Raw genomic sequence first — 23,014 nt, 5'->3', positions numbered from 1 at the left:
GGCGGCACCGGAGCGGGCAAGGATACCACTGGCGCACCCCCCTGTTTTTTGCTGCGCAACAATTGACACCATTGTTTCGCAAGAGATGTTTCACCTCGCGGCGGCCCGGCATGCTGGCGCCGACGCCGGGTTATCCACAATACTGTTGGCCGGCGCGCGGCTCGGTTGCCGCGCGCACCAACCGGCACAAGCGCCGGAAGACAAACCAGAGTTGCCGATGAAGATTGCCGTACTCGACGATTACCAGGACTCCGTGCGCAAGCTGCCGTGCTTCAGCCTGCTGGAGGGGCACGACGTCAAGGTGTTCAACAACACCGTCAAGGGCGTGGGCCAGCTGGCCGCGCGCCTGTCGGACGTGGAAGCCGTGGTGCTGATCCGCGAACGTACCCGTATCACCCGGCAATTGCTGGAAAAACTGCCCAAACTGAAGCTGATCAGCCAGACCGGCAAGGTCGGCGCCGGTCCGGGCGGCCATATCGACCTGGATGCCGCCACCGACCGCGGCGTGGCGGTGCTGGAAGGCGTCGGCTCGCCGGTGGCCCCGGCTGAGCTGACCTGGGCGCTGATCATGGCCGCGCAGCGGCGCATTCCGCAGTACGTGGCCAGCCTCAAGCACGGCGCGTGGCAGCAATCGGGCCTGAAATCGACCACCATGCCGCCCAACTTCGGGCTGGGCCAGGTGCTGCGCGGCCAGACGCTGGGTATCTGGGGCTACGGCAAGATCGGCCGGCTGCTGGCCGGCTATGGCAAGGCCTTCGGCATGCGGGTGATGGTGTGGGGCCGCGAGGCCTCGCTGGAGGCGGCGCGCGCCGACGGGCTGGACGTGGCCTCTTCCAAGGACCAGTTCTTTGCCGACAGCGACGTCTTGTCGCTGCACCTGCGGCTGAACGACGACACCCGCGGCATCGTCAAGCTGACCGACCTGACGCGGATGAAGCCCACCGCGCTGTTCGTCAATACCAGCCGCGCCGAGCTGCTGGAAGAGAACGCGCTGGTCACCGCGCTCAACCGCGGCCGGCCGGGCATGGCGGCGGTCGACGTGTTCGAATCCGAGCCGATCCTGCAGGGGCACGCGCTGCTGCGCATGGAAAACTGCATCTGCACGCCGCACCTGGGCTACGTCGAGCGCGACAGCTATGAACTGTACTTCCGCACGGCGTTCCAGAACATCCTGGACGTGCTGGGCGGCAACCACGACTGCATCGTCAATCCCAAGGCGTTGACGCCGGCGCTGTCGCGCTGAGGCGCACGGTCGGCTCCCCTCTCCCGCCCGACGGAAAGGGGAGCCTGGTTCCCATGACGCGGGCTGCGGCCACGGCTGCTTGCCTCGTCAACGCGAATCTCCCAATCCCGCTACACTCGGGACTTCCCTAACCGCCGGCCGCAATGGCCCTGGCGGCAGCCCCGACAACAACAGGCGCCCGCGCGCACCCCCACTTCCCAAGGCCGGCATGGATCCCAGGCTCGTGACGCTCTGCGTCGGCAATTTCGTCATCGGCACCGGCGCCATGATCGTGACCGGCATGTTGAACGACATTGCCGGGGACTTCGGACTGGGCGCGGCCAGTGCCGGGCAGCTGATTTCGGTGTTCGCGCTGGCCACCTGCGTCGGCGCGCCGCTGTTCGCCACGCTGGGCTCGCGCATCGACCGCCGGCTGCTGCTGGCGGGGTCGCTGCTGGTCTACGCGGTGATGCACCTCGCGGCCGCCTTTGCCCCCAGCTTCGCGGCGCTGATGGTCATCCGCTTCCTGACCGCGATCGGCGCCGCCATTTACACGCCGCAGACCGCGGCGACGTTGCCGCTGCTGGTCAATGCACAGACGCGCGGCCGTGCCATCAGCTTTGTCTTCCTGGGCTGGAGCGTCGCCAGCGTGGTGGGCGTGCCGCTGGGCACGTGGATCTCGACCACGCTGGGCTGGCGCGTCAGCATGGGGCTGGTGGGCGGTCTGGCGCTGCTGGTGTCGGCCGCGGTGTGGCGGGCGCTGCCGCGCGGGCTGTACGTGGCGCCGGTGGGACGCGAGGCCTGGGCCGCGGTGCTGCGCCACAAGCCGGTCATGCTGGTGGTGCTGACCACCATGGTGTCGTCGGCCGGCATGTTCACCATGTTTACCTATGTCGCGCCGCTGATGCGCGATGTCTACGGCATCAGCGGCGGCGCGCTCAGCCTGATGTTCCTGGCCTATGGCGCCTGCGGCGTGCTCGGCAATGCGCTGGCCGCGTCGCGCATGGACCGCGTCACGCCCAGCCGGATCGTGCAGGTGGCCCTGCTGGCCTCGGTCACCGCCATGGTGCTGTGGCCGCTGGCTGGCCTGGGCGGCGTGGCGCTGGTGCTGCTGTTCATGCTGTGGGGGCTGGGCGGGTTTGCCACCAACAGCGCGCAGCAGGCGCGGCTGGTGCTGCTGGCGCCGGAGCGGGCCTCTGCCTCCATCTCGCTGAATTCTTCGTCGATCTACCTCGGGCAGGCGGCCGGCGCGATGGCCGGCGCCGGCATCTATACCCTGGCCGGGGTTGATTCGCTGCACTGGGGCGCCGCGGTGCTGATGCTGGCGGCGCTGGCGGTGTCGCAGCGCGCCCGCTCGCTGGGATGCCAGTGGCAGCGCCCGCAGGCCCCGCAGCAGGCTCCCAACGCGGGCTGAAGCCACGCCCCGGGGCATCATGCCCACGGGGCACGCGCCTGCGGCGTCTTGTGAGGCACCGCACCAAGCACTTGTCCACAGCCTTATCCGCCCCCTTATCCTCAGGGATATCCGCAGCTTATCCACATCCCTTTCCACAATCACCAAGCGGGGGCGCACGTGAGCGATTCCAGACGCTGGCAAGGCGATGCACGCGTGCTGGCCGTGAGCCTTGGCAAGGCGATCCCGCTGGTCGTGGCCGGCGCCGGCACCAAGGCGGTGGTGCTGTCCGGCATCCGCAAGCATGCCGTCAGCACCCTGCTGCACCCGCTCCCGGTGCAGGTGCGCCCGCAGGGCCTGGCCGGCGACGAGCAGGCCGACCTGGCCGTCCACGGCGGCCGCGACAAGGCGGTCTATGCCTATCCGTCCGAGCACTACCCCTGGTGGAATGCTCGCCGGCGCGCCTGCGGGCAGCCCGAAGCGGGCCAGCCGCTGCCGTTCGGCGCGTTGGGCGAGAACCTGAGCATGGAAGGCCTGCTGGAGTCCGACCTGTGGATCGGCGACCTGGTGCGCGCCGGGACGGCGCTGCTGCGGGTGGAGGCGCCGCGCCGGCCCTGCTACAAATTCAATGCCGCACTCGGCTACCGCCATGCGGTGCGCGACATGGTGCAGAGCGGGTATTCGGGTGTCTACCTGAGCGTGGTGGTGACCGGCCAAGTCCGCGCAGGTGATGCGATCATTGTGCAGCCGGGGCCACGTGAACTGTCGGTCGACAGCGTCAACCAGTGGCGCCGTGACAGCAGGCGGCAGCTTTTCTGATAATGTTTGTCTAACAATACAAGCGCCCCGCCTAATTCACATCCGGCTTTTTCCGTGGCCCGGTGCGCGCGTGCCAGCGCCTGCCGTCACGAGCCCCTTACACCCCTGTAATGGACTGTAATACGCGACGCTGGCTCCGGCGGGCGAAGCGCGGTACTAGTAGAGTCTTTGCGCAACACGCGCCGGCGACATTCGATCACAACAAGCCGGCGCGGATCACGCGGAGTGGCGCAAGACGCGGTGCAGAGGGTCCACAGAGAACATGAAAACTGACAGGATCGACCAGCCCAAGGGCTTCGTCGACAGTAACTGGAGTGCGGCCGCCGGGACCGGGCGCGGCCGGGTATCGCCGTGGGTATGGATCACAGCAGTGCTGGTGCTGGCCGGGCTGGGCTGGTTTGCCTGGCGCACGTGGCTGGCGCCCAAGCCGGCGCCCAAGCCGCCCGCCGCGGTGGTGGTGACCACAGCGCCGGTGCAGCAGGGTGACGTGCCGCTGCAGGTCACGGCCAATGGCAACGTCACCGCGTTGTCCACGGTCGAGGTGCGGCCGCAGGTGTCGAGCACCGTGCGCACGGTCCATATCAAGGAAGGCCAGACGGTCAAGCCGGGCGACCTGCTGTTCTCGCTCGACACGCGCATGGACGAGGCCAACTTGGCCAAGGCTCAGGCGCAGCTGCTGAAAGACCGGGCCGACCTGGCGGACGCCCACCGCACGCTGGCGCGCAGCAAGGAACTGCTCGAGCGCAACTTCATTTCCAGGAGCGCGGTCGATACCGCGCAGGCCAAGGTCGATGGCGCCGAAGCCACCGTGCGCGCCGACCAGGCCGCCATCGAGGCCAGCCGCGTGGCGATCAGCTATGGCTCGATCCGCGCCACCATCAGCGGCCGCACCGGCGTGATCAACGCCTTCCCGGGCTCGCTGGTGCTGCCCAGCGGCGCCGTGCCGATGGTTACCATCGCGCAGGTGCAGCCGATCGCCGTGACCTTCAGCCTGCCCGAGCGGCAGCTGGCGGCGCTGCGCGAGGCGCTGCAGGCCGGTCCGGTACAGGTCACGGCCCAGCCCAATGACGGCAGCAAGACCCCGGTGACCGGCAAGATCACCTTCGTGGATAACACGGTCGACCCGCAGTACGGCACCATCCGCGTCAAGGCCCAGTTCGACAACGAAGAGCAGCGGCTCTGGCCGGGCACCTACGCCAACGTCAGCGCGGTGGTGCAGACGCTCAAGGGTGCGTTGTCGGTGCCGCCGCAGGCGGTGGTGACCGGCCCCGAAGGCCGCTTTGTCTATGTGGTGCAGCCCGACAGCAAGGTCGCGCGCGTGCCGGTGCAGGTGATCACCACCACTGCCGCCGCGGCCGTGGTGGAAGGCGTGCAGCCCGGCGCCCGCGTCGTCGTGGAAGGCACGCAGAACCTGCGCCCGGGCGCGCTGGTGCGCGAGGCGCCGGCCGGCGCCGCCTCCGGTGCGGCCGCCGCACGCCCCGCGAATACCGCCAACGCCGCCGCGGGGCACTGAGCCATGACGCTGTCCGAACTCTGCATCCGCCGTCCGGTGATGACGGTGCTGCTGTGCCTCGCGGTGATCGTCACCGGCATCGTGCTGTACCCGACCATCCCGATCGCCGCGCTGCCCAGCTTCAACTCGCCGGTGATCCAGGTCACCGCGACACTGCCGGGCGCGAGCCCGGAAACCATGGCGGCGTCGGTGGCGACGCAGCTGGAAAAGCAGTTCGCGACCATCCCCGGCGTGTCGGTGATCAGCTCGTCGAACACGCTCGGCAACTCCAGCATCACCATCGAGTTCAACAACGACCGCAACATCGACGACGCGGCCGTGGACGTGCAGGCGGCCCTGTTCCGCGCGCAGCGTTCGTTGCCAATCGAGATGACGACGCCGCCGTCATACCGCAAGGTCAACCCGGCCGACGCGCCGGTGCTGCTGCTGGCGATCAACTCGCCGGCAATGAGCCTGGCGGATCTGAATGCCTTCGGCGACAACCTGATCTCGCCCACGCTGGCCACGCTGCCGGGCGTGGCGCAGGTGCAGGTCTTCGGGCAGAAGCGCTTTGCCGTGCGCGTGCGTGCGCACCCCGCTGCGCTCGCCGCGCGCGGCCTGACGCTGGACGAGCTGGCCACGGCGCTGAACCGCGCCAACGCCAATACGCCCGTGGGCACGCTCGACAGCGCGCGCCAGACCCTGACCATCCAGGCCAACCGGCAGCTGACCAATGCGGATGCCTTCCGCAACATCATCGTCGCCAGCCAGCCCAATGGCGCACTGGTGCGGCTGTCCGACGTGGCCGAGGTCGAGGACAGCGTCGAGACCATCAAGACCGGCAGCTGGCTCAACAACGAGCGCTCGATCGTGCTGGCCGTGCTGCGCCAGCCCGACGCCAACACCGTGGCGGTGGTCGATGCGATCAAGGGCGCCCTGCCCCGCCTGATCGAGCAAATGCCGGGCTCGGTCAACGTGGCGGTGGTCAACGACCGCTCGCGCTCGATCCGCGAATCGATCCACGACGTGCAGTTCACGCTGGCGCTGACGGTGGCGCTGGTGGTGATGGTGATCTTCCTGTTCCTGCGCCGCGCCGCCGCTACGCTGATCCCGACGGTGTCGCTGCCGATCTCGCTGATCGGCACGGTGGCGCTGATGAAGGCGTTCGGCTACAGCCTGGACAACGTATCGCTGCTGGCCATCACGCTGGCCGTGGGCCTGGTGGTCGACGATGCCATCGTCATGCTCGAGAACATCGTGCGCCATATCGAGGAAGGCGTGCCGCCACTGAAGGCCGCGCTGGTGGGCTCGCGCGAGATGGGCTTCACCATCATGTCGATCTCGATCTCGCTGGTGGCCGTGTTTATCCCGATCTTCTTCATGCCGGGCGTGATCGGGCTGCTGTTCCATGAATTCGCCGCGGTGGTGTCGCTGGCGATCCTGGTGTCTGCAGCGGTGTCGCTGACGCTGATTCCGATGCTGTGCGCGCGCTTCCTGTCGGCCGAGAACGTGCCGGTCGACGAGTCGCACCACGCCTATGGCGACCACGCGATCGCGCAGCCTGCCGTGCCACAGAAGCAGACCCTGGGCATGCGCTCCACGCAGTGGTTCGAGAACCTGTTCGAGTTCACGCTGCACCGCTATGCGCGCGGGCTGGACTGGTGCCTGGCGCACCGGCGCACCGTGCTGGTGGCCGCTGGTCTGACCTTCGTGCTGACCGCGGTGCTGTTCATCACGATCCCCAAGGGTTTCTTCCCGGAGGAGGACATCGGCCAGATCCGCGTCAATGCCGAAGGCCCGCAGGACATTTCCTTCGACGCCATGTCCGAACGCCTGCGCGATGCGGCCGAGCGCATGCGCGCCAACCCCGCGGTCAAGAGCATCGTGGTGGCCATTGGCGGCGGACCGTCGCCGGCCATCAACACCGGCCGCATGTTCGTCGAGCTCAAGCCGCGCGGCGAGCGCGACGCCATGCCCAGGGTGATCGAGTCCCTGCGCCGCGACGTGGCCGGTGTGCCCGGCCTGGCGGTGTATTTCGCGCCCGTGCAGAACCTGCAGCTCGGCGGGCGCCAGAGCAAGAGCCGCTACCAGTACACGCTGCAGAGCGTGAAGGCCGGCCAGCTGCAGGACTACTCCGACAAGCTGATGGCCAAGATGCGCGCCGACAGCCTGTTCCGCGACGTCACCAGCGACTCGCAGCAGTCGGGCCTGGAGGCGCACCTGTCGATCGACCGCGACAAGGCCAACGCGCTCGGCGTGCAGATGCAGGACGTGCGCACCGCGCTGTATTCGGCGTTCGGCGAGCGGCAGGTGTCGACCATCTACACGCCGATCGACAACTACTACGTGATTCTGCAGGCGGCCGACATCGACCGCGTCGACGAGACCGCGTTCGCCAAGCTCTACGTGCGTAGCAAGACCGGCCAGATGGTGCCGCTGTCAGCCTTTGCCACCACCGAGCGCCGCGTCGGCCCGATCGCAGTGAACCACCAGGGGCAGCTGCCGTCGGTAACGGTGTCGTTCAACCTGGCACCGGGCGCGGCGCTGGGCGACGCGTCGGCGCGTATCGACCGCTACAAGCAGGAGATCGCGATGCCGACCTCCATCTTCACCAGCTGGGGCGGCGACGCGGCGGTGTTCCAGTCATCGCAGGCCACGCAGATCGTGCTGCTGGTGGCGGCCATCGCGGTGATCTACACGCTGCTGGGCGTGCTGTACGAAAGCTACATCCACCCGCTGACCATCCTGGCGGGCCTGCCTTCGGCGGCGGTCGGCGCGCTGCTGACGCTCTTTGTCTTCAATGTCGAGCTGTCGCTGATCGCGGTCATCGGCGTGCTGATGCTGATCGGCATCGTCAAGAAGAACGCGATCATGATGATCGACTTCGCGCTGGCGGCGCAGCGCGAGCAAGGGATGACGCCGGCCAGGGCAATCCGGCAGGCGTGCCTGCTGCGCTTCCGTCCGATCATGATGACCACCTTCGCCGCGGTGATGGGCGCGCTGCCGCTGGCGCTGGGCCTCGGCGCCGGCGCCGAGCTGCGCCAGCCGCTGGGCCTGGCGGTGGTCGGCGGGCTGCTGTTCTCGCAGGTGATCACGCTGTTCATCACGCCGGTGATCTACCTGGCGCTCGACAAGTTCTCGGGTACGGGGCCGCTGCAGATCGACTCGGAAGGGAACAAGCTGCCGGAGAAGGTGCCTGGGGAGACGGTGCGGCAGCACTGAGTGCGTTAGCCGGGTCCGTCCCGATGAGCGAAACAAGATAAAGGAAGCCGCGTGATGTCATTCCGCTTGCGCGTTCCGACCCTGCTGGCCGCAACGCTTGCCTTGCTGACCGCCGGCTGTGCTGCCTCGGGACCCTCGCCGGCTACCGTCAGCGACAGCTTTGCCGGCAAGCCCTACGTGCTGCTGGGCGAGGTCCATGACAATGCCGCCGGACAGCAGCAGCGGCTGGCTGCGCTGACGCGCGCGCTCGAGCGGGGCTGGCGTCCGGCCATTGCCATGGAGCAGTTCGACCGCGAACGGCAGTCCGATATCGACCGCGCCCGCCGCGAGCGGCCCGGGGATGCCGACTACCTGATCGCGCAGGCCGGCGGCCGCGCCTGGCAGTGGCCCCTTTACCGGCCGGTGGTGGCGCTGGCGCTGCAGTACGACCTGCCTCTGGTCGCGGCCAACCTGTCGCGCGCGGATGCGGGCAAGATCGTTCGCGGCGGCCTGGACGGGCTGTTTTCTGCGGACGAGCGGCAGACCCTCGGCCTGACCGGAGCGCTGCCTCCTGACATGGTGGCGGCGCAGACCGCAGTGCTCGATCGCGGCCACTGCGGCAATTTCCCCAAGGCGATGCTGCCCGGCATGCTGGCGGCACAGGCCGCGCGCGACGCGGTGATGGCGCAGGCGTTGCGGCCTTACGCGCAGCGTGGGGCGGTGCTGATTGCCGGCAACGGGCACGTGCGGCGCGATGTGGGTGTGCCGCGCTGGCTTTCCGGCGAGGCAGGGAAGGTCGTCAGCGTGGGCTATGTGGAGAGCGCGGCGGCGCACGGCGAGTTCGACATGGCGGTGGTGGTGCCGGCGGTGGCGCGCAAGGATCCTTGCCTGGAGGCGAAGCCGGCGGGGTGAGCGCTATCTGGCTATTGCAGGGCCGGCGCCACCACGAAGTCCCGCCCGCCCACACGCCAATCCCAAACCATCCACGTAAACCCCAACCCCTTCCCTCCGCTTTTGACAGCCTTTTGACAGTTTCCCCCGCCTAGAATCCGCCCCATGACTGCTAACCCAGTCTGATTCACCAAAAATCCAAGAACAGTCCCGGCCACGCCCCGCCGCGCCGGACAGGAGACAACCCCGGCAGCGCCACGCGCGCCGCCGCCAGGCCGTGTCCCCCGTCCCCGGCAATGCAGAGGCTGCCGGAACCCCCGGGTCGGATCGCGGTTGCCAGTAACTGGCAAGCGATCACCGGTACTACTACCAAGGAGACCGCTATGCGCCGTTCGATTTCCCGCTTCGCCCATGCCGCGCTGGCATCGGCCGCCGTTGCCGCCACCGTCGTTGCCGCGCCCGCCTACGCGCTGGACAGCGTCAAGGTCATGATCGGCGCCAACCCCGGCGGCGGCTATGACCAGACCGGCCGCTCGCTGGGCGCCGCGATGATTGCCGCGGGCCAGGCCAAGACCGCTTCGTACGACAACAAGGGCGGCGCCGGCGGCACCATCGCGCTGACGCAGTTCGTCAACACCGACAAGGGCAATCCCAACGCGCTGATGGTGGTGGGCGCCGTGATGGTCGGCGCGATCGAGACCAACAAGCCGCCGGTCACGCTGAAGAACGCCACGCCGATCGCGCGCCTGTTCGCCGACACCATGGTCATCACCGTGCCGGCCAGCTCGCCGATCAAGTCGATCAAGGACCTGACCACGCAGCTCAAGGCCAACCCGGGCAGCGTCAGCTGGGGCGGCGGCTCCAAGGGTTCGATCGACCATATCCTGGCCGGCCTGGTCGCCAAGGAAAGCGGCGTCGATCCCAAGAAGATCAACTACGTGCCGTTCCAGGGCGGCGGCGAAGCCTCGGCCTCGATCATGGGCGGCCACGTGACGGTCGGTATTGCCGGCGTGTCGGAGTTCCTGCCCTTCATCAAGAGCGGCAAGATGCGCGCGCTGGCGGTGACCTCCAAGGACCGTACCGCCGATATCCCGACGCTGAAGGAGCAAGGCGTCAACGTCGAGATCTACAACTGGCGCGGCGTGTATGGCGCGCCCGGCACCACGCCCGAGCAGCGCAAGGCCATGATCGACGCAGTGGTCAAGGCCACCGAGAGCAAGGCCTGGAAGGACACGCTGCAGAAGAACGACTGGACGCCGTTCCTGCTGACCGGCGATGAATTCGGCAAGTTCGTCGACAGCGAATCCACCCGCCTGGGCGGCACGCTGCGCGAGCTGGGCGTCGCCAAGTAAAGCCCGCTGCCGCGCCAACCCGGCGCGGCCCCTGAACCACCCCGCTTTACCGCATCAAACCGCTTTACCTGTCGTGCCTGCCAACACCGCCGGCTGATCCCGGCGGCAGGAAAACGGCAAGGGGCCCGGTGTCCACCTGCGATACCGAAGACAACAACCATATGTCGCCGGGCCTCATTGCCGCGCGGGCCGCAAGGTCAGCTAAGCCAGCGTCGCGGACGCCAGCCCCCTTTGCTGGCGACAAAGGCCAAGGAGTCTCCATGAAACCCTCGCACGTTGCCATCGGCGTTGCCGTCCTGGCGCTTTCGCTGTTCTTCTTTCTCGGCCTGGCCGGCATCACCGGCGAGGAAGGCTATGCCGGCCTGTCGCCGCGCTTCGTGCCCACCCTGGTGGCCGTCGGGCTGGCCGTGTGCGGCGCGCTGCTGACGTGGCAGGGCGTGCGCGGCGGCTTCCGCAACATGCCGGAGGAAGATGCCGAGCTGCCCAGCGCACCGCACAACTTCGGCGGCTTCCTGTGGGTGGCCGCCGGCCTGGTGCTGAACATGGCGCTGATCGGCACGCTCGGCTTCGTGTTTTCTTCCACGCTGCTGATGGTGTGCGTGGCGCGCGGCTACGGCAGCCGCCGCATCGTGCGCGACCTGATCGTGGGCCTGTGCATCACGGTGCCGATGTGGGCGCTGTTTGAATTCTTGCTCGGCATCAACCTGCCGCTGCTCCCCATCGCCGGCTTCTGAGCCCGCCCGTCCAGCAAGGAGTCTTCGAATGGAAACCCTGAACATGCTGATGCACGGCTTTGCCGTCGCGATCACGCCGATCAACCTGATGTGGGCGCTGGTAGGGTGCTTCCTCGGCACCGCCATCGGCGTGCTGCCGGGCATCGGCCCCGCGCTGACGGTGGCCATGCTGCTGCCGCTGACCGCCAAGGTCGAACCCACCGCCGCGCTGATCATGTTCGCCGGCATCTACTACGGCGCGATGTACGGCGGCTCGACCACGTCGATCCTGATGAACACGCCGGGCGAGTCTTCCACCATGGTCACGGCCATGGAAGGCAACCTGATGGCAAAAAGCGGCCGCGCCGGCCCGGCGCTGGCGACCGCGGCAATCGGCTCGTTCGTGGCCGGCACCATCGCTACGGTGATGCTGTCGCTGTTCGCGCCAGTGGCGGCCGACGTGGCGCTGCAGTTCGGTCCCGGCGAGTACTTCATGATCATGCTGCTGGCCTTCACCACGGTCTCCGCGGTGCTGGGATCGTCGTTGCTGCGCGGCATGACGGCGCTGTTCCTGGGCCTGGGCATCGGCCTGATCGGCATGGATTCGCTGTCGGGCCAGACGCGCTACTCGATGAACGTGCAGGAGCTGTATGACGGCATCGACATCGTGGTGGTGGCCGTTGGCCTCTTCGCCGTGGGCGAAGCGCTGTTCAATGCATTCTTCCCGCAGCCGGACGGCACCTTCAACAAGCTCAGCTCGGTCCACATGAACAAGTCGGACTGGAAGCGTTCGCTGCCGGCGTGGATCCGCGGCACGTTCATCGGCTTCCCGTTCGGCCTGATTCCCGCGGGCGGCGCAGAGATCCCGACCTTCCTGTCGTACGCGACCGAGAAGAAGCTGTCGGACCACAAGGAAGAATTCGGCAAGGTCGGCGCGATCGAAGGCGTGGCCGGCCCGGAAGCGGCCAACAACTCGGCGGTGACCGCGACGCTGGCCCCGCTGCTGACGCTGGGCATCCCCACCTCGAACACCACCGCGATCCTGCTGGCCGCGTTCCAGAACTACAACCTGCAACCGGGCCCGATGCTGTTCCAGACCTCGGGCGACCTGGTGTGGGGCCTGCTGGCGTCGCTGTATATCGGCAACGTGATGCTGCTGGTGCTGAACCTGCCGGCGATCGGCCTGTGGGTGCGCATGCTGCGCGTGCCCACGCCGCTGCTGTATGGCGGCATCCTGATCTTCGCCGGCCTGGGCGCGTACGGCATCCGCCAGTCGTGGTTCGACCTGCTGCTGCTGTTCGTGGTCGGCCTGCTCGGCATGGTGATGCGCCGCTTCGACTTCCCGACCGCGCCGGTGATCGTCGGCATGATCCTGGGGCCGATGGCCGAGAAGCAGCTGCGCAATGCGCTGTCGATCGGTCAGGGCGACTGGAGCCTGTTCATCAAGCAGCCGATCTCGGCCACCATCCTGGCGATGACCGTGGCGGTGGTGGTGATCCCGCGCCTGTTGCGCTGGCACGCGGCGCGCGGCTCGGCGCACGCGCAGGCTGACAACGCGGCGTGATACACGTTAGCATGCGGTAGTCTCTCCGGGGCCCGGCGCCATGGCGTGCGGGCCCTTTGCATTTCCATCCCCTTAAAACAACCAACAACAAGCGCCGGTGCCCCCCGCGCCAGGCCGCTGTCCGATGCGTCTTGCCGCCAACCGCTGGCTGTCCGCGGTGCCCACGCTGGCACTCGGGCTGGCCGCCGCCCTGCTCTGCACCGTCCTGCATACCCCGCTGCCGTGGATGATCGGCCCGCTGCTGGCCGTCGCCTCGGCGCGCATGTGGGGCGCCGACCTGCGCGCGCCGTCGCAGGCGCGCAATGCCGGGCAGTGGGTGATCGGCGCATCGCTCGGGCTGTATTTCACGCCGGACGTGGTGGCGCGGCTGGTGGAGTTCCTGCCGTACATCGTCGCCGGCTCGCTGTTCGCGCTGGCGATGGGCGCGGGCGGCGCGCTGATGCTGCGCGGGACCACGGGCGTCGCGTTCAAGACCGCCTATTTTTCCACCGCCATCGGCGGCGCTTCCGAGATGGCCAACCTCGCCGAGCGCAATGGCGCGCGCATCGACCAGGTTGCGGCGGCGCATTCGCTGCGGGTGCTGATGGTGGTGGTGACGGTGCCGGCGATCTTCCAGTACGGCGGCATCCATGGGCTCGACACGTATATCCCCGGCCCGCGCGTGGTCAGCGCGGCGGGCCTGCTGGCGCTGGTGGCGATCACGCTAAGCGTGGCGCTGCTGGTCAGGCGCCTGAACATGCCCAATCCGTTCGTGATCGGCACGCTGCTGGCGGCCGCCGTGCTGACGGCATCGGGCATCGAGCTGTCGGCGATCCCGACCTGGATGAGCCGCGCCGGCCAGCTGCTGATCGGCGTGTCGCTGGGCGTGCGCTTCTCGCGCGAGTTCCTGCACACCGCGCCGCGCTTCCTGTCGGGCGTGGCCCTGTACACCGTGCTGGCGCTGGTGGTGTCGGCGCTGTTCGGCTGGGCGCTGGCGGCGTTGTCAGGCGCGCACCCGGCCACCATGATCCTGGCCACCACGCCCGGCGGCATTGCCGAGATGTGCATCACCGCCAAGGTGCTGGAGCTGGGCGTGCCGCTGGTGACGGCCTTCCATGTGATCCGGATGGCCTTCGTGGTGCTTGCCACCGGCCCCCTGTATCATTGCCTGAAGCATCGCGTCGCGCCGGGGGAGACAGCGTAGCGGTCCGCCACGGGCCGGCCACGGGCGCGGCCATGGAACATGGATACAAGAACGAGGACCGCCATGTCTGAAGCCTCACCGCAACTTGCGCTTGCCGACATCGACGCCACGCTGGAGCGCGTGCTGGCGCCGTGGGTGCGCCAGCTGGGCCTGCGTGCCGAAGCCGTCGATGCAAACGGCGTAACGCTGCGCCTGCCTTTCAACGAATCATTTCGCCACGCGGGTGGCGTGGTCTGCGGGCAGGTGCTGATGTCGGCGGCCGACACCGCCATGATCGTCGCCGTCGCAAGTGCGCTCGGCGGCTTCCGCCCGATGACCACGGTCTCGCTCACCACCAACTTCATGCGTCCCGTGATCGACGGCGACGTGCTGGTGCGCGCCAACGTGCTGCGCCTGGGCAAGACCGTGGTGTTCGGCGAGATCGAGCTGACCGGTACCGACGGCAAGCTGGCGGTGCAGGCCACCACCACCTACGCGCTGCTCTGATGTTGGCCAGCGCCGGCGCCAATCCCGCCAGTCCCTTCGACCAGGTCGTCTTTGCCGGCGGCGGCAACCGCTGCTGGTGGCAGGCGGGCTGGTGGGACACGGTCGCGCCCGAACTGCAGCTGCGGCCGCGCGTGATCGCGGCCATTTCCGCCGGCGCGGCCACCGCATGCATGGTCTATGCGCACGACTCGCACCAGACCATGGACTACTACCGCGAGGTGCTGTCCCGCAACCGCCGCAATGCCTACTGGGGCAACCTGCTGCGCAACGAGCGCGTGTTCCCCCACTACGGCATCTACCGCACCGCCCTGCTGACGATCTTTGCCGACGGCCGCCTGGCGCACCTGCAGCAGGCGCCCGAGATCCGCATCGGCGTGGCGCATATCCCGCGCTGGAGCGGCCCGCGCCTGGCGGTGGCCGCGGGACTGCTGGCCTACAACATCGACAAGCATGTGCTCAAGACGCTGCACCCGCGGCTGGGGCGCAAGCTGGGCTTCCGGCCCGAGTTCGTGCGCGCGCAGGACTGCGCCTCGCCAGAGCAGCTGGCCGACCTGCTGCTGCAGTCCGCGTCGACACCGCCGTTCACGCCGGTGCTGCGCCGCGACGGCCGGCCGGTGCTCGACGGCGGCCTTGTGGATAACGTCCCGGTCGATGCGCTCGACACCGCGCCGGGCAATGTGCTGGTGCTGGTCACGCGGCTCTATCCGCGCCCGCGCCGCTTTGTGCAGGAACACGTGTTCGAGCAAGGCGGCCAGCGCCGCCTGTACCTGCAGCCCTCGGAGCGCGTGCCGATCTCGAGCTGGGACTACACCCGGCCCGATGCCATGACGCACGCCTACGAACTCGGCCGCCGCGACGGGGAAACCTTCCTGCGCGAGTGGCCGTCGATCCTGAATACCGAACTGCGGCCGGCCGCCTAGCTTCGTGTTGTGGCACCGGCCCGATCGATTGTCGATGCGGCCCGCGGGCCGCGACAGGAGGCATGGATGACCGAGCGCAAGACAACCCCCACCGCAACGCTGGGGACCAACGAACCGCGGCGTGCCCGCCAGGTCAGCGCGGCGCCGCCCGTGGAGCGCGTCCCGCGCGCCCGCGGCCAGGGCGCAGGCAAGCGCCGCAACGGCAAGGCGCGCGAAGCCGACCTGGTCGTGATCGGCGGCGGCTCCGGCGGCGTGGCGTGCGCGCGGCGCGCGGCGGCGCACGGCGCCCGCGTGATCCTGGTCGAGCGCGATGCCATTGGCGGCACCTGCGTCAACCGCGGCTGCGTACCCAAGAAGATGCTGTCGTATGGCGCCTCGTGGGCGGCGATTCTTTCCGGCTGCCTGTCGCACACCGGCGGGCATGAGGACTGGCGCGACGCGATCGTGCGCGTCAACGCCGAGGTGGCGCGGCTGAACGCCGGCTACACCCAGCGCTTGCATGAATCCGGCGTGGAGATCCTGCGTGGCGACGCGCGCGTCACCGCGCCCGATGAAGTCCGCGTCGGCGACGAAACCATCCACGCGCGCCGCATCCTGATCGCCACCGGCGCGCGCCCGCGCACGCTGGATGTGCCCGGCGGCGAGCTGGCGGCCAGCTCCGACGATGTCTTTACCTGGCAGACCGTGCCCGCCTCGGTCGCGGTGATCGGCGGCGGCTATATCGGCGTGGAGCAGGCATCGATCCTGTCGCGCTATGGCGTCAAGGTCGACCTGATCGTCGCCGGCGACCGCCTGCTGCGGCATTTCGACCATGAGATCGGCGCGGCGCTGGCCGAGGCGCTGACGGCGCGCGGCGTACGCCTGCATTTGAATGCCGAAGTCCACCTGCTCAGCCAGGCCAATGGCGCGGTGGAAGTCTGCTACCGCGCCACCGACCGCCCCGGCCAGACCGAGGCCGTGCGCGCGCAGGCCGCGCTGGCGGCGATCGGGCGCATTTCCAATGTGCAGGGGCTGGGGCTGGAAGAACTCGGCGTGGCGTTTGGCGACAAGGGCGGCATCCATGTCGACAGGCAGTACCGCAGCAGCGTGCGCAAGATCTATGCGATCGGCGATGCCACCGACGGCTTGCACCTGACGCCGGTGGCGACCGCGCAGGGCCGCTGGCTCGCGGACCGCCTGTATGGCCGGCGCGGCGAGCGTGCCGACTTCGATTTCGTGCCCACCGCGGTGTTCAGCGAACCGGCCATCGGCGCGGTCGGCATGACCGAGGCGCAGGCGATTGCCGATGCCGGCAAGCCCGAGCGCATCCGCACCGTGGTCAAGCGCTTTGTCTCGCTGGAGAACCGCTTCGGCGGCACGGCGTACCAGAGCGTGTTCAAGCTGGTGCTGAACGCGCGCAGCGGGCGCGTGCTGGGTGTGCACCTGATGGACAACGCCGCGCCGGAGATCGTGCAGGCGCTGGCGGTGGCGCTGCGCCTGGGCGTGCGCGAGTCGCATCTGCAGACCACGGTACAGCTGCATCCGACGGTGGCGGAGGAGCTGTTCAGTTAGCGGATTGCCGCCGGTTTGCTCCCCTCTCCCGCTTGCGGGAGAGGGAGGCCACAGCCGGTCGCGATGCGTTCCTGGCTGAATTATTCGCCGACAGGCAGCTTCAGCACCGCCCGCACGCCGGTGCCCTGCAGCCCTTCGCCCAGCTCCACCGTGCCGCCGAAGCGCGCCGCCATCTCGCGCGAGATGGCCAGCCCTAGCCCCGAGCCGGGCTCGGCATTGCCCACGCGGCGATAGAAGCGCGCAAAGACCTTGTCGCGCTCTTCGGCCGGGATGCCCGGCCCGTCGTCTTCCACGATCAGGCAGGCCGTTTCGTCATCGCGGCTTGCGGACAAGGTGATCCGGCTGCCGCGCGGCGAGTACTGGATCGCGTTGTGCACGAGGTTGGCCAGCGCCTCGCGCAGCAGCGCGGGATCGGCGCGCACCGGCAGCTTCAGCCCCGGCACCGGCTCCCAGCCGAAGTCCTGCTGCTTGCCGCGCGCCAGTGGCAGGTAGTCGAGCGCCACCTGCTCGGCCACGGCGACGGCGTCGATGATGTCGATGGCGTCGCTGGCCTCGCCCGGTTGTGCGTTCTCGCCATGGTGCTGGCGTACCCGCGCCAGCGCCAGCAGCTGGTTGGTCAGGCGCGCGGCCTGCTCCAGCTGCGTGACGATGCCGCCCACGGCCTCGCCCGCGGCGCGGCGCGCGGCTTCCGGATCGGGATCGCGCAGCTGGCGCTGGGCGTATTCGGCCTGCGTCTTCAGGATGGCCAGCGGCGTGCGCAGCTGGTGCGCGGCATCGGCGATGAATTGGGCCTGCGACTGCGCCATCGCCGCCGAGCGCGACACGTGCAGGTTGACCGCGTCGACCAGCGGCCGCACCTCGGACGGCACGCGCTCGAAGGCCAGCGGCGCGAGATCATCGGGCGAGCGCGCCTCGACGTCGTCGCGCACGCGCTTGAGCGGGCGCAGCACGTAAGTGACTCCGCCCACCAGGATCGCCGCGCTCAGCAGGATCAGCAGCAGGTCGCGCGCCAGCGCGCTGCGCCATACCGTGGCGATCAGCGCGCTGCGCGGCTCGGCGGTCTCGGCGACCTGGATGATCACCCGCATGCGCGCATCGGGCCGGTACACGGGGCGCGCCATGACGCCGATGCGCACCGCCTCGCCCAGGTACTCGGTATCGTAGAAACGCGGCGTGTTATTGACGAGGTTGCCGGCGGGCAGCGGCAGGTCGTCATAGCCGGTAATGGTTTCCACCTTGCCGGCGCGTTCCAGCGACACGCGGTAGTACACATGGGTCTGCGCGGCGCTCTCGAACATTTCCATGGCGGCGTCGGGCAGCGTGAGCTGGATGCTCTCGCCGGCCATGCCGATGGCGTTGTCGATGGTGCGGATCGAGCCGTACAGCGAGCGGTCGTAGGCCCGGTTGGCGGCGTCTCGCAGCGTGCCGTAGGTGAGCCAGGTGTCGATCGCCATCATCGCCGCCAGCGCCGGCACCAGCAGCAACAGCAGCTGGCGGCGCAGGCTGCCGCGCCGCCACAGCAGCACGGGATGGCGTGGCCCAAGGCCCATGGTCGCCGCCTTCCAGCGCATGTCAGCGCCCGGCCTCGGGCTCCAGCAGGTAGCCGAAGCCGCGCAGCGTGACGATGGTGACACCGTGCCCGGCCAGCTTCTTGCGCAGCCGGTAGACCAGCACTTCGATCGCATCCGGGGAGACATCGGCGTCGAGCGAGAACACCTTGTCGAGCAGCTGCGCCTTGGTCAGCGGCTGGCCGCTGCGCGCCAGCAGCGCGCCCAGCAGCGTCGATTCGCGCGGCGTCAGCGCCAGCGGCTGGCCATCGAGCGTAAAGCTGCGGGTCTCGCCGTCGAACACCAGCGTGCCGCACTGCAGGCGCGGGTGCGCGCGGCCGCGGCTGCGCCGGATCAGCGCCAGCAGGCGCGCTTCCAGCTCGGCGATGGCAAAGGGCTTGGCCAAATAGTCGTCGGCGCCGAGGTTGAGGCCGCGCACGCGTTCGTCCAGCGTGTCCTGCGCGGTCAGGATCAGCACCGGGGTGCGGTCGTCGCGCCCGCGCATCGATTTGAGCACCGCCAGCCCGTCCTTGCCGGGCAGGCGCAGGTCGAGCACCACCGCGTCGTATTCCTCGGCCTGCAGCCGTGTCTCGGCCTGCAGGCCGTCGGCGACGTGCTCGATCACGAAACCGCCCTGCTCCAGCGCGCGGGCGACCCAGCGTGCCAGTTCGACTTCATCCTCCACCAGCAGGATGCGCATGCCGGTTTTCCTCCTCTGCCGGTTCATTGTGGTGCGGCCGGGGCGTCATCGCCACGATCCGTGGGCGCCTATAATAACCCCGCCGTTCCGACATGCCGTCGTTCCCGCCCACGTGCCCTTTGGGTATGCGCGGGAATGACGGCACGGTATCCCCGTCGTCCGACCTGCCTTACACGCCTCCCTGTGCTGCTCTTGCCGCTGCCGCCCGCCGTCGAGTCTTCCCGTGCCGAAGTTGCCCCCGCATCGCCGCAGCGCCGCCGGCTGGTCGGCGCCTCGCTGCTGGCCGGGACTTCGCTGTCGTTGCCGCTGCGGGCCCAGTCCATGCTGCCGGCGCCGCCGCCCGGCTACCCCTCCGGGTATGACGCCACCATCGCCCGCGCGCTGCGCGAAGGCGAGGTGGTGGTCTACGCCTCGACCGACCTGGAAGTGGCGCAGCCGCTGATCACGGCGTTCGAGGCGCGCTATCCCGGCATCCGGGTGCGCTACGAGGACCTGAACACCGTCGACCTGAACCGGCGCTTCCTGGCGGAGACCGCCGCGCTCGGCGGCGGCCGCCCGGCGCCGGGCGCGCGCTATGCCGACGTGCTGTGGAGCACCGCCATGGACCTGCAGATCAAGCTGGTCAACGACGGCAACGCCCAGCGCTACGCCTCGCCCGAGCGCGCCGGCCTGCCCGGCTGGGCGGTGTGGCGCGATGAGGCCTGGGGCACCACCTTCGAGCCCGCGGTGATTGTCTACAACCGCCACCACTTCGCCGGCATGCGCGCGCCGCGCAGCCGCACCGGGCTGGCGCGGCTGCTGCAGGAGAACGCGCCGCGCTGGCGCGGCAAGGTGGTGACGTATGACGTGGAGCGCTCCGGCGTGGGCTACCTGCTGGCGCAACAGGACGCGCGCATGGGCAGCGAGTTCTGGTACCTGGCGCAGGCGCTGGGGCGCGCCGGGGTGCAGTTGTCGTCGTCGACCGCCGAGATGGTCGAGCGCATCGCCAGCGGCGAGCTGGTAATGGGGTACAACCTGCTGGGTTCCTATGCGCTGTCGCTGATGGAGCGCGGCGCGGCGATCGACGTGATCGCGCCGCGCGACTACACGCTGGTGATGTCGCGGGTGGCCTTTATCGCGCGGCGGGCGCCGCGGCCCAATGCCGCGCGGTTGTGGCTGGATTTCCTGCTGTCGCGCGAGGGGCAGGCGCTGCTGGCCAAGTCGACCACGCAGCTCTATACCGTCCGCACCGATACCGACAGCGTGCATACCGCCGCGGCGCTTTCGGAGCGCCTGGGCTACGCGCTCAAGCCGATCAGCGTGGGACCGGGCCTGCTGGCCGCGCAGGACACCCTGCGCAAGCGCGCCTTCCTGGCGCGCTGGCACGAAGCGGTACGCGGCTAGCCCGGCCGCGCATCGGGGAGATCAGGGCACCAGGTCGCTGGTGTCCAGGCCCTCGGCCTTCATGCAGGCCTGCTCGCACAGCGTCGACAGTTCGTCGTCGAGCTGCGCCATCGGGCGCGGCACGTAGCCGAGCCGCAGCGCGGGAGACAATTTCAGGGTGTCGATGAAGGCGTCCGCCATGCGCTCGGCATTGGCGTCGAGGTCGAAGTCCTCGGGCGAGAACAGCCAGTGCGCCAGCACGCCGCCGATGCAGGCGTGGAAGGCGTTGACGGCGAGATCCAGGTCCAGGTCGTCAGGCAGCTGGCCGCGCTCGCGCGCCAGGCGCAGGTGCTCGCGGATCTTGACCAGGCCTTCCTTGTGCGACTGGCGCTGGCGCTCGAAGATGGCGCCGTTGTCCTGCACCATCTCGCACTTGTGGAAGATGATCTCGAAGACGCGGCGCAGGCGCGGGTTCACCACGGTCTGTCGCATGACGTAGGCGCAGATGTCGCGCACGCCGCCAAGCGGGTCTTCCTGGCGCGCGATCCGTTCCGGATCGCACAGCGCTTCCACCGGCAGATGCACGCGGTCGCACATGGCGGCGAACACATCGCTCTTGTTCTTGAAGTGCCAGTAGATCGCGCCGCGGGTGACCCCCGCCGCCTGGGCGATGTCGGCCAGCGATGGCCGCGCCACGCCGCGGGCGTGGAACACGGTTTCCGCCGCGTCGAGAATCCGGTGGCGCGTTTCTAGCGCCTCTTCCTTGGTGCGTCTGACCATTTTTGTCTCATATGCCGGCGGCGCATGGCCACGGTGGCCACGGTCCGGCGTGTTGAATCTCCCCCGGTGCAGCGCAAGGTGCGCGGCGGGTCGTTGTCGTCACATGGCGATGTTGTCGCAAGCCCTGGGTCCGACAGGACGGCGCGCATCCTAACCCGAGTCGGCGGTTTGCGCCGGAGATCCGGATCAGGTTTGCCGGCTTTTCGATGGGATCCGATGGTTCTCACCAGATCCGCCCGACGCGATGTGCGTCCGAAAGCCCCTGCTGATGAATCGACTTAACATACATGCTTGAATGTATATATAATACGCGCTCGCCCGGCTTTCGGCCAGCCGCCCCTTGTGACATAGCCAGCACCTTGGGCGACTCCTTGCGCAGGCCAGCCGGCAACAATCCAGTCGTCATATAAAAGCCACCGTTCGTCGCATTCGTCACCGCGTCGACGTGAGTTGTGGCTAGCATCACGCTTTTATCCGCAGCAAATATTGCGGCGGGCTGCGTCGTTTCTGCTTTCCTGGGATGGCAGGTCGGGGCGATGCGGCAGATCTCAAATTGCCATCATGGGGTTATCGATGAGGAAGTCCCAACGTATCAGTTGCGTTGCCACCTTTGCAGCCGCTGCGCTGTCGGCGCTGGCGCTCACTGCCTGCGGCGACAAGAAGGCCGAGGGCGGCGCCCCGCCGCCGCCGGAAGTCGGCGTGGTCACCGTGACGCCGTCGCCGGTCGCCGTCGTCAATGAACTGCCGGGCCGCCTGGAAGGCGTGCGCACGGCCGAAGTGCGCGCCCGCGTCGAAGGCATCGTGCTGTCGCGCAACTACACCGAGGGCGGCGAAGTGAAGGCCGGCCAGGTGATGTTCCGCATCGACCCGGCGCCCTACCAGGCCGAGCTGTCGTCGGCCCAGGCCGCGCTGCAGCGCGCCGAGGCCAACGCCGTGTCGGCGCGCCTGAAGTCCGAGCGCTACAAGCCGCTGGTGGCCGTCAACGCGGTCAGCAAGCAGGAATACGACGACGCCGTGGCCGCCGCCGGCCAGGCCAATGCCGACGTGGCATCGGCCAAGGCCGCCGTGCGCACCGCCCAGATCAACCTGGGCTATACCACTGTGACCGCGCCGATCAGCGGCCGCGCCGGCCGCGCGCTGGTGACCGAGGGCGCGCTGGTGGGCAAGGGCGAGGCGACCAAGCTGGCGCTGGTGGAGCAGATCGACCCGATGTGGGTCACCTTCACCCAGCCGGCTTCGGAAGTCACGCGCCTGCGCCGCGCCATCGAGTCGGGCGCCGTCAAGGGCGTCAACGGCGGCGCCAACGTGCACCTGTACGTGGAAGACGGCCGCGAGTACGAGCACACCGGCAAGCTGCTGTTCTCGGACATGACGGTCGACCCGACCACCGGCGCGATCACGCTGCGTGCGCAGTTCCCCAACCCGAAGCGCGAGCTGCTGTCGGGCACCTTCGTGCGCGTGAAGATCGAGCAGGGCGTGGATGAGAATGCGCTGACCGTGCCGCAGCGGGCGCTGATCCGCGGCGCGCAGGGCGCCACCGTGCTGGTGGTGGGCAACGACGGCAAGGTCGCATCGGTGCAAGTCAAGGCACCGCAGGCCGTCGGCGACCGCTGGATCGTGACCGAAGGCCTGAAGGGCGGCGAAAAGGTGATCGTCGAGGGCCTGCAGAAGGTCAAGGTCGGCGCGCCGGCCAGGCCGGTGCCGTTCGTGCAGGCGGATGCCTCGGCACCGGCCGCCACGCCGGCTTCGGCCTCCGCTGCCCCCGCCTCGGCCCCCAAGGCCGAGGCCAGGCAGGAAGTGAAGGCCGAGGGCAAGCAGGGCTGAACACCGCCGCGCCG

Annotated in this window: 18 protein-coding genes; 15 read left to right on the top strand and 3 right to left on the bottom strand. The window is 68.9% G+C overall.

From position 1 onward, the window contains the following. Nucleotides 1-217 precede the first annotated feature (217 nt). From J8I34_RS07555 to J8I34_RS07495, 13 genes are all read left to right on the top strand, one after another. Nucleotides 218-1,243 carry a D-2-hydroxyacid dehydrogenase family protein gene (locus J8I34_RS07555; RefSeq protein ID WP_029046459.1) on the top strand — a complete coding sequence of 342 codons (1,026 nt, stop codon included), beginning with the start codon at nucleotides 218-220 and terminating at the stop codon, nucleotides 1,241-1,243. A 208-nt stretch (nucleotides 1,244-1,451) separates the two neighbouring features. Next, entirely contained in the window at nucleotides 1,452-2,636 is a 1,185-nt protein-coding gene (locus J8I34_RS07550) for an MFS transporter (RefSeq protein ID WP_209805746.1), read from the top strand. A gap of 159 nt (nucleotides 2,637-2,795) precedes the next feature. Continuing rightward, nucleotides 2,796-3,434, top strand: coding sequence for an MOSC domain-containing protein (locus J8I34_RS07545; RefSeq protein WP_209805745.1), 639 nt, complete (start codon nucleotides 2,796-2,798; stop codon nucleotides 3,432-3,434). A gap of 262 nt (nucleotides 3,435-3,696) precedes the next feature. Continuing rightward, entirely contained in the window at nucleotides 3,697-4,947 is a 1,251-nt protein-coding gene (locus tag J8I34_RS07540; RefSeq protein ID WP_209805744.1) for an efflux RND transporter periplasmic adaptor subunit, read from the top strand. Between the two features lie 3 nt (nucleotides 4,948-4,950). Continuing rightward, nucleotides 4,951-8,148: an efflux RND transporter permease subunit gene (locus J8I34_RS07535; RefSeq protein ID WP_209773846.1), complete on the top strand. Its 3,198-nt coding sequence runs from the start codon at nucleotides 4,951-4,953 to the stop codon at nucleotides 8,146-8,148. Between the two features lie 54 nt (nucleotides 8,149-8,202). Further along, nucleotides 8,203-9,039 carry a ChaN family lipoprotein gene (locus J8I34_RS07530; protein WP_209805743.1) on the top strand — a complete coding sequence of 279 codons (837 nt, stop codon included), beginning with the start codon at nucleotides 8,203-8,205 and terminating at the stop codon, nucleotides 9,037-9,039. Nucleotides 9,040-9,401: 362 nt separating this feature from the next. After that, nucleotides 9,402-10,370 carry a Bug family tripartite tricarboxylate transporter substrate binding protein gene (locus tag J8I34_RS07525; RefSeq protein ID WP_029046453.1) on the top strand — a complete coding sequence of 323 codons (969 nt, stop codon included), beginning with the start codon at nucleotides 9,402-9,404 and terminating at the stop codon, nucleotides 10,368-10,370. A gap of 260 nt (nucleotides 10,371-10,630) precedes the next feature. Further along, complete coding sequence (locus tag J8I34_RS07520; RefSeq protein WP_029046452.1) at nucleotides 10,631-11,104, top strand: tripartite tricarboxylate transporter TctB family protein; 474 nt, start codon at nucleotides 10,631-10,633, stop codon at nucleotides 11,102-11,104. A gap of 28 nt (nucleotides 11,105-11,132) precedes the next feature. Further along, entirely contained in the window at nucleotides 11,133-12,647 is a 1,515-nt protein-coding gene (locus J8I34_RS07515) for a tripartite tricarboxylate transporter permease (RefSeq protein ID WP_029046451.1), read from the top strand. A gap of 124 nt (nucleotides 12,648-12,771) precedes the next feature. After that, nucleotides 12,772-13,830, top strand: a complete 1,059-nt coding sequence (locus J8I34_RS07510) for an AbrB family transcriptional regulator (protein WP_029046450.1) — start codon at nucleotides 12,772-12,774, stop codon at nucleotides 13,828-13,830. Nucleotides 13,831-13,893: 63 nt separating this feature from the next. Continuing rightward, nucleotides 13,894-14,316 carry a PaaI family thioesterase gene (locus tag J8I34_RS07505; RefSeq protein WP_051320415.1) on the top strand — a complete coding sequence of 141 codons (423 nt, stop codon included), beginning with the start codon at nucleotides 13,894-13,896 and terminating at the stop codon, nucleotides 14,314-14,316. After that, nucleotides 14,316-15,236, top strand: a complete 921-nt coding sequence (locus J8I34_RS07500) for a patatin-like phospholipase family protein (protein WP_035877223.1) — start codon at nucleotides 14,316-14,318, stop codon at nucleotides 15,234-15,236. The genes J8I34_RS07505 and J8I34_RS07500 overlap by 1 nt, the downstream gene beginning before the upstream one ends. 66 nt (nucleotides 15,237-15,302) lie before the next feature. Then, nucleotides 15,303-16,787, top strand: a complete 1,485-nt coding sequence (locus tag J8I34_RS07495; protein WP_209773853.1) for a dihydrolipoyl dehydrogenase family protein — start codon at nucleotides 15,303-15,305, stop codon at nucleotides 16,785-16,787. Between the two features lie 80 nt (nucleotides 16,788-16,867). Here the strand turns inward: J8I34_RS07495 and J8I34_RS07490 are convergent, their stop codons facing one another. Continuing rightward, nucleotides 16,868-18,358 (bottom strand): sensor histidine kinase, encoded by a 1,491-nt coding sequence (locus J8I34_RS07490; protein WP_245175828.1) that lies wholly within the window; start codon nucleotides 18,356-18,358, stop codon nucleotides 16,868-16,870. Nucleotide 18,359: 1 nt separating this feature from the next. Then, on the bottom strand, nucleotides 18,360-19,034 hold the full coding sequence (locus J8I34_RS07485; protein WP_209773857.1) for a response regulator: 675 nt from the start codon (nucleotides 19,032-19,034) through the stop codon (nucleotides 18,360-18,362). Between the two features lie 321 nt (nucleotides 19,035-19,355). Here J8I34_RS07485 and J8I34_RS07480 point away from each other — a divergent pair, with 321 nt between their 5' ends. Further along, a complete protein-coding gene (locus J8I34_RS07480; RefSeq protein WP_209773955.1) occupies nucleotides 19,356-20,417 on the top strand; it encodes an ABC transporter substrate-binding protein in 1,062 nt (353 codons plus the stop codon). 21 nt (nucleotides 20,418-20,438) lie between these two features. Here the strand turns inward: J8I34_RS07480 and J8I34_RS07475 are convergent, their stop codons facing one another. After that, a complete protein-coding gene (locus tag J8I34_RS07475) occupies nucleotides 20,439-21,176 on the bottom strand; it encodes a TetR family transcriptional regulator (RefSeq protein WP_029046443.1) in 738 nt (245 codons plus the stop codon). Nucleotides 21,177-21,749: 573 nt separating this feature from the next. Here J8I34_RS07475 and J8I34_RS07470 point away from each other — a divergent pair. Next, nucleotides 21,750-23,000, top strand: a complete 1,251-nt coding sequence (locus J8I34_RS07470; RefSeq protein ID WP_209773859.1) for an efflux RND transporter periplasmic adaptor subunit — start codon at nucleotides 21,750-21,752, stop codon at nucleotides 22,998-23,000. Nucleotides 23,001-23,014 lie beyond the last annotated feature (14 nt).

Origin of the sequence: Cupriavidus phytohabitans (genome assembly GCF_017815025.1) — a bacterium.
Lineage (GTDB): Bacteria > Pseudomonadota > Gammaproteobacteria > Burkholderiales > Burkholderiaceae > Cupriavidus.
This window is presented reverse-complemented; position numbering and strand designations above follow the sequence as displayed.